At 64.7% G+C, this 10225-nt stretch carries 6 protein-coding genes; 1 reads left to right on the forward strand and 5 read right to left on the reverse strand.

The genetic code is table 11. From position 1 onward, the window contains the following. Positions 1-160: 160 nt before the first annotated feature. The 4 genes from AB0H49_RS30835 to AB0H49_RS30850 form a co-directional block, all read right to left on the reverse strand. On the reverse strand, positions 161-724 hold the full coding sequence (locus tag AB0H49_RS30835; protein WP_355003862.1) for a hypothetical protein: 564 nt from the start codon (positions 722-724) through the stop codon (positions 161-163). 96 nt (positions 725-820) lie between these two features. Then, positions 821-2134, reverse strand: coding sequence for a TerD family protein (locus AB0H49_RS30840; protein ID WP_357256296.1), 1314 nt, complete (start codon positions 2132-2134; stop codon positions 821-823). 119 nt (positions 2135-2253) lie between these two features. After that, positions 2254-3909 (reverse strand): acyl-CoA synthetase, encoded by a 1656-nt coding sequence (locus AB0H49_RS30845; protein ID WP_357256297.1) that lies wholly within the window; start codon positions 3907-3909, stop codon positions 2254-2256. Positions 3910-4115: 206 nt separating this feature from the next. Beyond that, positions 4116-5735 (reverse strand): acyl-CoA synthetase, encoded by a 1620-nt coding sequence (locus AB0H49_RS30850; RefSeq protein ID WP_355003859.1) that lies wholly within the window; start codon positions 5733-5735, stop codon positions 4116-4118. 242 nt (positions 5736-5977) lie between these two features. Here AB0H49_RS30850 and AB0H49_RS30855 point away from each other — a divergent pair, with 242 nt between their 5' ends. Beyond that, positions 5978-6958, forward strand: a complete 981-nt coding sequence (locus tag AB0H49_RS30855; RefSeq protein ID WP_357256298.1) for an acyl-ACP desaturase — start codon at positions 5978-5980, stop codon at positions 6956-6958. Here AB0H49_RS30855 and AB0H49_RS30860 read toward each other — a convergent pair. Then, a complete protein-coding gene (locus tag AB0H49_RS30860) occupies positions 6955-9975 on the reverse strand; it encodes an RNA 2'-phosphotransferase (protein WP_357256299.1) in 3021 nt (1006 codons plus the stop codon). The two genes, AB0H49_RS30855 and AB0H49_RS30860, sit on opposite strands and share 4 nt — an antisense overlap. Between the last annotated feature and the right edge of the window lie 250 nt (positions 9976-10225).

Below are 10225 nucleotides of genomic sequence, written 5' to 3' on the forward strand. Positions count from 1 at the left end.
CGCGCGCGACGCACACCGGCCGCACCGAGGAGTGCTCGGTGGGTGGAATGTGTGACATCGCTGGCGGCGAGAGTCCGGACGCGCACGACAAACAAGCGTCGAAACGCCGGACGGCGGCGGGAACGCGAACAGCGCGTTCGTGCACCGGGTGTGGGTTGAATCAGACGTGAACGAGCCGCGGCGGGCCACGGGTGCGCAGCGTCTCGGCGGCGAGAATCCGCAGGACGACGCGGTCGCGGTGGGTGGTTCGCAGCGGAGCCGGATCAGCGACGACCGGCACCCGATAGAGCACCGGCAGCACCCGTGCCAGGACGGCGGTGCCGATCCGATAGGCCGCTTCGGCGCCGCGGATGACCACGGCGGCGACGCAGGCGGCGACGATGTGCGCGGCGAGCATCTGCGGGGTCAGCTGGGCGTCGCCGTGGTGCAGGTGCCCGGAGCTGAAGCCCATGGCGACGTGGCCGAGCAGCTGACCGCCGACCAGCGCCGTGATCAGACCCGCCGCGGTGTCGCGCAGCGGAGCGAGCCCGGCCACCAGCGCACCGACGACCGCGGACGCCGCGGCGAGCAGGGCGAGGGTGGTGCTATCGGGGGCCATGCCGCCCGAGGCCCAGCCGTGGGCCGCGATGGAGACGGTTCCCGAGATCGCACCGGCCGACCCGCCGCGCAGCCGCGCGACAGCGCTGCGACGTCCCGCAGCCGACCGGTCGAACTCGATACTCACCCGCTGATGATAACGGACCTGTTACTGGTCGCCGACCACACTGAGCGACCGCCGGAAAACAGCTCCGACCAGGCGGTTCCGTATGGAAGCTTCGGGTCAGGTCCGGTCGGCCTTGAACTGGTTGATCGGGCCCTTGTCCATCTTCACCTCGACGCGGCCGTCGGGTCGCAGGAACGCCGCGGGCCGGAATTCGGAGAACCGCTTGCTGTAGAGCTCGAGTCGTTCGATGAGCACGCCCTCGGGACGGTTGTAGACGATGCCGGGCACGCACGTGAAGATCCAGCTGGACTTCTTCGCCTGATCGGCGGGGATGACCACCTGATCGGCGCCGTTCTCGATGGCCAGCGACACCCGGTACTTGAAGAACGACCCGGTGCCGTTGTTGATCGCCGAGTACGCCACGGGCACGATCGCGACGATCTCGGGGGCGAAGCGGACCTCGATGATCTCCTCGGCCTGCCCGCCGCCGCTGCGCACGTGACCTCGGCCGCGGTCGCCCAGGTGCCGGACCAGATCACGGTATTGCGGATTGGCCGGGGTGTCCTTGGCGTCGAAGGTGGCGACGTGCACGACCTCCCCGGTGTTCAACACGACCAGGGCGTAGGCCTCGTAGTCGGTGCCGCTGGCCCATGCCACCCGTAGTCGGATCACCGGGGATTTCTCCAGCAGAACCGGTGGGGCGTTCTTGGTCAGGGTGACCGCGCCCTTGGAGAAGTTCACGCCGGGCGGCGGGGTCTGTGGGGGAATGCCCTGCGGTGACGAGGTCGGCGAAAAAGCTTGCGCGGCACGCGGGTCCGGTGGCGAGCCGGAAGTCGAACCGGCGGGCGGTGCTGGCGGAGACGGGAATCGTTGCGGGGCGGCTTGATACGGGTCGGGCGGCGTGCCGAAGCTCGCGCAGTGCTGTGCGGCAGCAGTATTCGCACTGTGTGGCTCGTCGTCTACGGAGATGCCGAAATCGGTGGCCAACCCGGCCAATCCGGTCGCGTACCCCTGCGCCACGTTGCGCAGCTTCCAGCTGTTCGCGCGGCGATACACCTCGCCGAGGATGACGGTGGTCTCCGAACTCAGTCCGGTGATCGGCAGATCGTGGGCGAGCCCGCCGTCCTCGGTGATGCGGACCGCGAGCGGAATGCCGCCGAACACACCGTTGTCCACCGACGCCGCCACGACAAGCCGGTCGGTCACCGCGCCGACGCTGGGCAGATCGATACTGATCGCGCCGTCGGTCAGGCGCACCGCACCGTCCGGCGAGACCGGCTGGTTGTAGAAGACGAATTCGCTGTCGTCACCGACTTTGCCGTGGTCGCGCACACAGAGCACCGAGAGATCGATACCGGCGGGCGCCACGGTCACGTGCAATCGCCCGCCGCCGAGCGCGACGTTCCCACCTTTGCCGATCACGCTGGACATCGCGCCCCTGTCGCTCGAACTGCCTTCTCGCGCAAGCCTAATACCGACAGACCGGGCGGTCGACAGCCCGCGCGGCGCCGGTTCTCGACGAAACGGGCGCCGCGCGAGCGATCACGGAATCAGTTCTCGATCTCCATCTCGATCAACGGCTTGCGCAACAGCTTGCCGGTGGCGTTGCGCGGCAGTTCGTCGAGGAAGATCACCTCGCGCGGCACCTTGTAGCGGGCCAGGTTCGCCCTGACGTAGTCCTTGATCTCCTGCGGATCGCGCTTGGAGTCCGGGCCCGGCACGACGAACGCGCGCAGCCGCTTGCCGTACTCGCGGTCGTCGACGCCGACCACGGCGGCCTCGAAGATGTCCTCGCGCCCGGCGATCAGGTTCTCCACCTCGAGCGGGAAGACGTTCTCGCCGCCGGAGACGATCATGTCGTCGTCGCGGCCGTCGATGTAGAGCAGGCCGTCCTCGTCGAAGTGCCCGACGTCGCCGCTGGACATCATGCCGTCGACGATCTCCTTGGTGCGGCCGTCGGTGTAGCCGCTGAACGCGAATCCGTTGTCCACGAAGATGGTTCCGGTGACGTTCGGCTCGGTGATCGGCTTGCGGTTCTCGTCGAGCAGCACGATGCGGATGCCGACGGGCGCGCGGCCCGCGGTAGTCGGCGACTTGCGCATGTCCGCGGGGGTGGCCACGGTCATCACGGCGCACTCGGTGGAGCCGTACAGGTTGTAGAGGCTGTCGTTGAAGTGGTCCAGCGTGCGGGTGACCACGTCGGGTGCGATGGCCGAGCCCGCCGCGAAGATCACCTTGATGCTGCGCACGTCGTACTTGGCGAGCACGTCGTCGCCGAGATCGAGGATGCGCTGCAACATGGTCGGCACGACGACCAGCGAGTCCGCGCGGTACTTGTCGATATTGGCCAGCGTCTGCTCGGGATTGAAGCGGCGCTGCTGGAAGACGACCCGATTGCCGAGCGCAAGACCCAGGGTGAACTGGGAGAGGCCGGTGCCGTGGAAGATCGGCGCGGCCATGATCATCGTGCCGTTGGCGGGCAGCGGCACCCGGTCGACGAACTGGGCCGAGGCGAACGGGCTGACCCGGTCGCGCGGCGCGCCCTTCGGGGTGCCGGTGGTGCCGCTGGTCAGGATGACCATGCCGCCGGGCTTGGCCGGGGCGGGCAGCGGCGCGGTGGACCGGCCGGCGGACAGCGATTCGACGGTCGGAATCGACGGATCGGCGTTGTCCTTCTCGTCCACCCAGGTGAGGATGCGCGGGATCTCGGCGGGGATGGCGCTCATCAGATCGAGGAACTCGCTGTCGTGCAGCACGGCCTTGACCTTCTCGCGCGTGGCGACGTCGGCGAACTGCGGCTTGGCGAATCCCGTGTTCATCAGCACCGCGCGCACACCGAGCTTGCCCGCGGCCAGCAGGCTGAGCACCATGCCGCGGTGGTCGCGGGCCAGCACGGCGACGACGTCGCCCGCCCGGATGCCCTGAGCTTCCAATCCGCGCGCGAAGGCGTTGGACTGCTCGTTGAGCTGACCGAAGGTCACCTCGCCGCGCTCGTCCACGATTGCGGCGGCGTGCGGCCTGGTCTGCGCGGCGTGCATGACGACACCGGCGAACGGACCGAACTTCAGCACGTTGAACGCCGAGCGTGCCGCGTGGTCGGGGCGCAGCGGGTTGAACAGACCCCGCTTCACCATGACGTTCACGCCGAGTGCGAGATCACCGGCCTTGCGAACGGAACCGCCGAGCGCGGGAAGCGACAAAGACATAAGGGACAACCTTCCGCGGTCCAGCCACCGGGACTCGGGGTGGTGTGGACCGCAACATCGAGATCCAGTGCTAGCGCTAACAATAGCAAGCAACTGTTACCGAGTGTGTCATCCATCTCACCGCGTGCGGGTCTTGCCTTTGAAGTCTCTCGCGGGTCGCGAATCGGTTGCGCGGCAACGGCTCCGATTCGCGACCCGCGATCGGCCTAGACCTGGTACTCCACGAGCACCCGGCGCAGCAGCTTGCCGGTCGGGTTGCGCGGCAGATCGTCGAGGAAGACGACCTCGCGCGGCACCTTGTACCTGGCCAGATTGTCCTTGACGTAGGCCTTGAGCTCCTCGCCGTCGGGCGTGTGGCCCGGCTCGGGGACGATGAAGGCGCGCAGCCGCTTGCCGAACTCCACGTCGTCCACGCCGATCACCGCGGCGTCGAACACGTCAGGGCGCTCCAGCAACAGGTTCTCCACCTCCTGCGGGAAGACGTTCTCGCCGCCGGAGACGATCATGTCGTCGTCACGGCCGTCGACCATCAGCAGGCCGTTGTCGTCGAAGTGCCCCACGTCGCCGCTGGACATGTATCCGTCGATGATCTGCTTGTTGCGGCCGTCGGTGTAGCCCTCGAACGGCGCGCCGCTGCGCACGAAGATGCGCGCGGTGACGTTGCGGCCGGTGACCAACTGGTCGTTGTCGTCGTAGAGCCGCACGTCGCAGGTGATCGGCGGCCGTCCGACCGTGCCGGGGGCCTGCGCCAGCTCTTCCGGCTTGGCAATGGTGGCGATCGCGACCTCGGTCGAGCCGTACAGGTTGTGCAGCACCGGGCCGAAGACCTCGGCGGCGCGCACGCACAGTTCGGGCGAGAGCGCGGAACCGGCGAGCACGATGGCCTTCAGCGAGGAGGTGTCGTACTTGGCGCGCACCTCCTCGGGCAGCTCGACCATGCGGTGCAACATGGTCGGCACCGCGACCAGCATGTCGGCCTTGTGGTCGGAGACCATCTTCAACGTCGCCTCGGCGTCGAAGCGGCGGCGCATCACGATCTTGTTGGACAGCACCGTGCCGACCAGCCAGGTGCCGAGACCGGTGCTGTGGAAGATCGGCGAGACGATCACCATCGTGCCGAACTTCTGGAACGGGATGCGGTCGACGAACTGCGCGGTGGCCATCGGCGTCACCTTGGTGCGCGGCGCGCCCTTGGGCAGGCCGGTGGTGCCGCTGGTGAGGATGATGAAGCCGCCGGGCTTGCTCGGCGCGGGCAGCGGCTCGGTGGAGTTCGCGGCGATCAGGTCGTCGAAGGTCTGCGCGCCCTGCGGCAGCTGAGCGCCCTCGTCGACCCAGGTCAGGTAGCGCGGCAGGTCGGCGGGCAGCGCGTCGAGCAGCCCGAGGAACTCGCTGTCGTGCAGCACCGCCTTGACCTTCTCGCGGACGCACACCTCGGCGAACTGCGGCTTGGCGAAGCCGGTGTTCATCAGCGCGATTCGCGCGCCTAGTTTGCCCGCGGCGATCATCGACATGATCAGGCCGCGGTGGTCGCGCGCCAGCACGGCGACCACGGTGCCCTCGGTGATGCCCGCCGCGTGCAGGCCGCGGGCGACGGCGGTGGACTGCTCGTCCAGCTCGCGATAGGTCAGCTCGCCGCGTTCGTCGGCGAGGGCGACCCGATCCGGCGCGATGCGGGCGGAATGCCGCACCAGGGCCGCCTGCGGGCCGAACGCCTTGGTCTCGCGCATAGTGCGCAGGGTTTCCAGCGGTGCCTTGGGATCGCTGACTCCACGATGCCGCAGCACCCCCAGGGCTTTCACGGTTTCCAGCGCACGCGCCACGCTCACCTCGAACTCCTCCACTGAACATTCGCGTCGGCACTCGACCTCGCGATGCGGCTATGTGGATGCCTACCGTAGCAGCGAACGTGTCATGGGTCACATTGGAAGGCGACAAAGCGGACAATGGTCCTGTGTGACGTGGCATCGTCGGCGCGGGTCTCTCCGGGCGGCGCCAGTGGCTCGCTCCCGCGGCCTCGCCACCCGCCCGAGCCGACGCACGACACCCGCCGCCCGGATGGGACACCGACATGTCGAGAAACTTGACCCAACTGGAATTGCTGATCGAGCTGGAGCCGATCGTCGAGCGCGAACTGAATCGGCACCTGGCGACGGCCAAGAACTGGCACCCCCACGACTACGTGCCCTGGGGTGAAGGCCGCAACTACGCCGCGATGGGCGGCGCCGACTGGGAGCCGGAACAGTCGCGGCTGTCCGAAGTGGCGAGAGCGGCCATGGTGGTCAACTTGCTCACCGAGGACAACCTGCCCTCCTACCACCGCGAGATCGCCGAGGGCTTCTCCCGGGACGGGGCATGGGGCACCTGGGTCGGCCGCTGGACCGCCGAGGAGAACCGGCACGGCATCACGATGCGCGACTACCTCGTCGTCACCAGGGGAGTGGACCCGGTCGCGCTGGAACGCGCCCGCATGGTGCACATGACCAAGGGCGCCGACACGCCCGCGGCCTGGGACCACGACAACAACGCGCTCTACGGCTTGGCGTACGTGACCTTCCAAGAGCTCGCCACTCGGGTGAGTCATCGCAATACCGGCAAGGTCTGCGACGATCCGATCGCGGACAAGATGCTGCAACGTATCGCCGCCGACGAGAACCTGCACATGGTCTTCTACCGCAACATGTGCGAAGCCGCCCTCGAACTCACGCCCGACCAAGCGCTGGAGGCGATTTCGACAATCGTGCGGAGGTTCCGGATGCCGGGCATCGGCATGCCGGACTTCCGTCGCAAGGCGGTCCTCATCGCCAAACATGGCATCTACGATCCGCGCCAGCACCTGGACGACGTGCTGATGCCGGTGTTGCGGAAGTGGAACATTTTCGGCCGCACCGATTTCGGACCTCGCGGCGAGCGATGCCGGGAGGAGTTCGGCACGTACGTCGAGCAGTTGGATCGGGACGCGGCGCGGTTCGAGGAGCGGCGCGACCGGATATTGATGGCGGAAGCGGCTCGCCGATTGGCCGCGGAGACAGGAGATTCCGGGCGGGATTAGATATCCAGCTGGAGCAGACCAAGCCAAAGCTGCTCCATGATCGACACGTACTCGAGATTCTCCGGTGGAACTCTCGCCGCGAGCCAGGTTTTTGGGCTTGCTTTGGCGAGGCCGATGGCGTTGACGCCGCCACGGACGCGAAGAAGGATGGGTGACTTCTTCCGTGCACCGACTCGCACCGCTACATGGGGATCCTCGGAGAGGTGTACCCACTGGCGTTCCATCGGTAGAAGACCGCCGGACGGATCGAAGACGCGGTTCATCGCCGAGGTGTCGGTGGAGTGGAAGAGGTCGGGGAAACGTTCGGGAACTGGATGATCCTGTTCGTCGGCCACGGTGTGGCCATAACGTGCGCGGATGTAGTCTCCGGTTATTTCGAACCGCTGTTCGGTCGGTGAAGTGGCTACGCTCACCAACTCTTCGCGGGACATGGGTCTACCCACTTGTTCGGCCCTGGCGAGCACGGCCGCTATCCGATGCCACCCCTTCGAATCTCCGCAAAGTTCGGTGTCGTGTCGGAGGATGAAGGCCAAGGTCTTGCTGAGCGCTATTCTCTTGCCTTTCGAAAGCCTGTTGCTGGTGCTCCCGATCAGCGTTGAGAAGGTTGCATGCCATTGATCGGCCAGGTCGCGCGTCTCCTCGGTAGGAGCGCGGTGCACTAACTGTTCGATCATCGACAGGCCGCGCTTTCTGGTGTTGCTGTTCTCATCGCTGTCGCCGAGGAGCCGCACGGACCGCGCGAGCAAGCCAAGCGTGTACCCGAGCAGATGCTCGTCCATCGAGCAGGCGATGGAACTACTTCTGATATAGGTGTGCAGCAGCGCAGTGCGGATCTTCCAATGCAGGTCCGAGGTGTCGAGGATGTCGAAATCATCTGTGAGCTGCGCGAGTTCGTATCCGACTGGGCGGAAGCCCGCAGACTCCAAATCTATTGCCGTGATCCGATCGTGGCGATCGACAAGCCAGTTCTCGAGATGAGCATCTCTCTTGGGCACTACGGGGAGTGAGCTGGCAATGTTCCACCATTGCTCGAACAGAGGAAGATACGATTGTTTTCCGACGACTCGTTTCAGCCACAGCCCCAGGTCGTGCTCTTTCATGTCCTTACGCACGCCGGTCGCCGGCGCCGGATAGAACTCGGGAATGGAATGTATCCGCGCCAGAAATTCGACACAACGATCGAGATGCTTGATTTTCTTATCGGTGTCGGTGGTGGAGCAGGCGCTCCGAACTGAAAGTCCTTCGCTGTAGCGTTGGAGGCTGACAATTTCCATGCCATCGGCAAAGCTGGGATCGCCCTCGGGTCTCCTTACTGAAAGAAGTAATTCGGGGACTCGGAATCTGCCAGGTGATCCCACGCGAGCGGTGAGCATGTCGATGCGTTCTTTTTCTCTGTCGAAATTAGCCTGCGTGGTTCCCTTGAATACGAAAGTATTGGCCGCGATTCCGAAGTGGTCTTCGACGGTCATTACCGATCCGCGGCCGCCGAGATGCCGACGGCGCAAGTCAGTGCTCGACAAAGCTCTGGTGGCGGCAAGTTCGTAGAAGAAAGTGAAAGAACCTGTCGTAACGGCGGTAACCCACGACTTGTCACGGAGCTGATTTACGATGTCGCGTGATATCGACACCGGACCGCGTAGTTCGATGTCCCGTCCGATGACAATCAATGGGGCGGCCAATCTGACATTGGAGTTCGAGGCGGAGAGCAGAATCCCAACAGCCTCCCGCCGCATGGTCTCATCGGACAGCTCGAGCATGTCGGTGGCCTGGTATAACAGGCTGATCTCGTCGCGGAGGTTGGTGGTCGTGTCCTGTCTGATGCGCGTGTCGACGGCTCGGCGAAGATCGCTGTGATAGTCGGGTGGCGCGGGAGCTAGCCGTGCGAGCGCCGAATACGCGTCGGCCACGATTCGTCGCGCGATCGGCTCATTCTTCCGGAATTGGCCCGTTTGCTCGATTTCCAGCAGGCAGTTTCGGATCAGGTGGTGTGCGATCTCGGACGATCGCGGGAGTGTCGAGATGTACTCGGCGAGGCCGAAGGGGAGTCTTATCGCCCGGAATTGGATTTGCTTGCCCTGTCCATCCATTTCGATCAACTGTCCGATGATGCTGTGCAGGATGGTCTGGCGAAGTTGCTGCTCCGATCGTCGTATATCGGGTTGAGCTTCCTCGCATGAAGTTAAAGCATGGCGCAGGAAACGAATGTAGGTGGACTTCTGCTCGGTGAGTGCTGAAAGGCGCAGCCACATCTCCGTCTCGTGCAGTTTCAGAACGCCGCTCGAGCCGGGCCGCTTGCGAAGATCACGGATCGCGGCCTTCAGTAACTCGGGGTCTCCGGTGGTGTCGTAAGTCCGAAGAGCGATCTCCGCAAGGTATTCACTGCCCTGCGCGTCGGTGTTACCGCCGTCGATCGAGCGTCGCAGGTGCGCCTCTGCTTCGACCAATTCCTCGCTGGAAATTGGAATGTGTCTGCTTCGGAGCGCGGACGCGACTGCGAACTTTCCCTGGAATTGGTGCATAGTCTGAACGTTGACCATGCCTTCGGCTTCGATAATCCTTTTGAAATAGATCTTGCTCATCTGCAGCGCGCGGCACAGCACGTACGGTCGGCGCCATGTTGCGTCCTTGGCTTGATCATACAGTTTCGATGCGATAAACTGATGGATCGTGTGGATCGTCTTGTCGAATTTGAACCAGGAAGGCAACTGTTGTCGGATCTCGAACGGAACTCGGCTCACGCAGTAATCGAACAACAGCAATTCGATTAGAATTGGGTCTCTTCTTTCGTCTACCCGCGTCTTCCAGAGAAAAGCAACGGTACCAGCGTCCGGTGTGGGGGCGAGGACCGCAGCGAGCTCGGCATGATCGAATCTCTGGATCAACTCGGTGATCTCTAGATCGATATCTATGATGCCGACCTGGTTCAATAGCCAGACCAGTCCGGGCACATTCCTGATCTGCTCGCGTATCTCGATACTGCCGGAAGGATTGGGAGCTGTTCGTGCCGGGTCGTCCATCATCGAATTCTACCCAGAAGTGGTGTTTTCAGGTCGACGGAACGATATCTTCGGAGAGCGTAGTCGGCCCATTTCTCTGTGAAATTTTCTCGCGTGGTTCGCAAAATGAAACTTTCATTCTCGCAACGAGGGGCCCGGCTCTTTGCACGGTGATGGGCGTCCTGGAAGCTGTCTCCGGCGGAATCCGTCGTGGGGGGGGGGGGGGGGGGCGCGCCGCCCCCCCCCGCGGCGGGGGTGTAGGCGCCCCCCC

The organism is Nocardia sp. NPDC050713, assembly GCF_040654315.1.
Lineage (GTDB): Bacteria > Actinomycetota > Actinomycetes > Mycobacteriales > Mycobacteriaceae > Nocardia.

Bases quoted from the DNA above. Each gene is read 5' to 3' on its own strand.
- AB0H49_RS30845 (WP_357256297.1), bottom strand. From the start codon at position 3,909: ATGTCTTTGTCGCTTCCCGCGCTCGGCGGTTCCGTTCGCAAGGCCGGT.
- AB0H49_RS30840 (WP_357256296.1), bottom strand. From the start codon at position 2,134: ATGTCCAGCGTGATCGGCAAAGGTGGGAACGTCGCGCTCGGCGGCGGG.
- AB0H49_RS30860 (WP_357256299.1), bottom strand. From the start codon at position 9,975: ATGGACGACCCGGCACGAACAGCTCCCAATCCTTCCGGCAGTATCGAG.
- AB0H49_RS30855 (WP_357256298.1), top strand. From the start codon at position 5,978: ATGTCGAGAAACTTGACCCAACTGGAATTGCTGATCGAGCTGGAGCCG.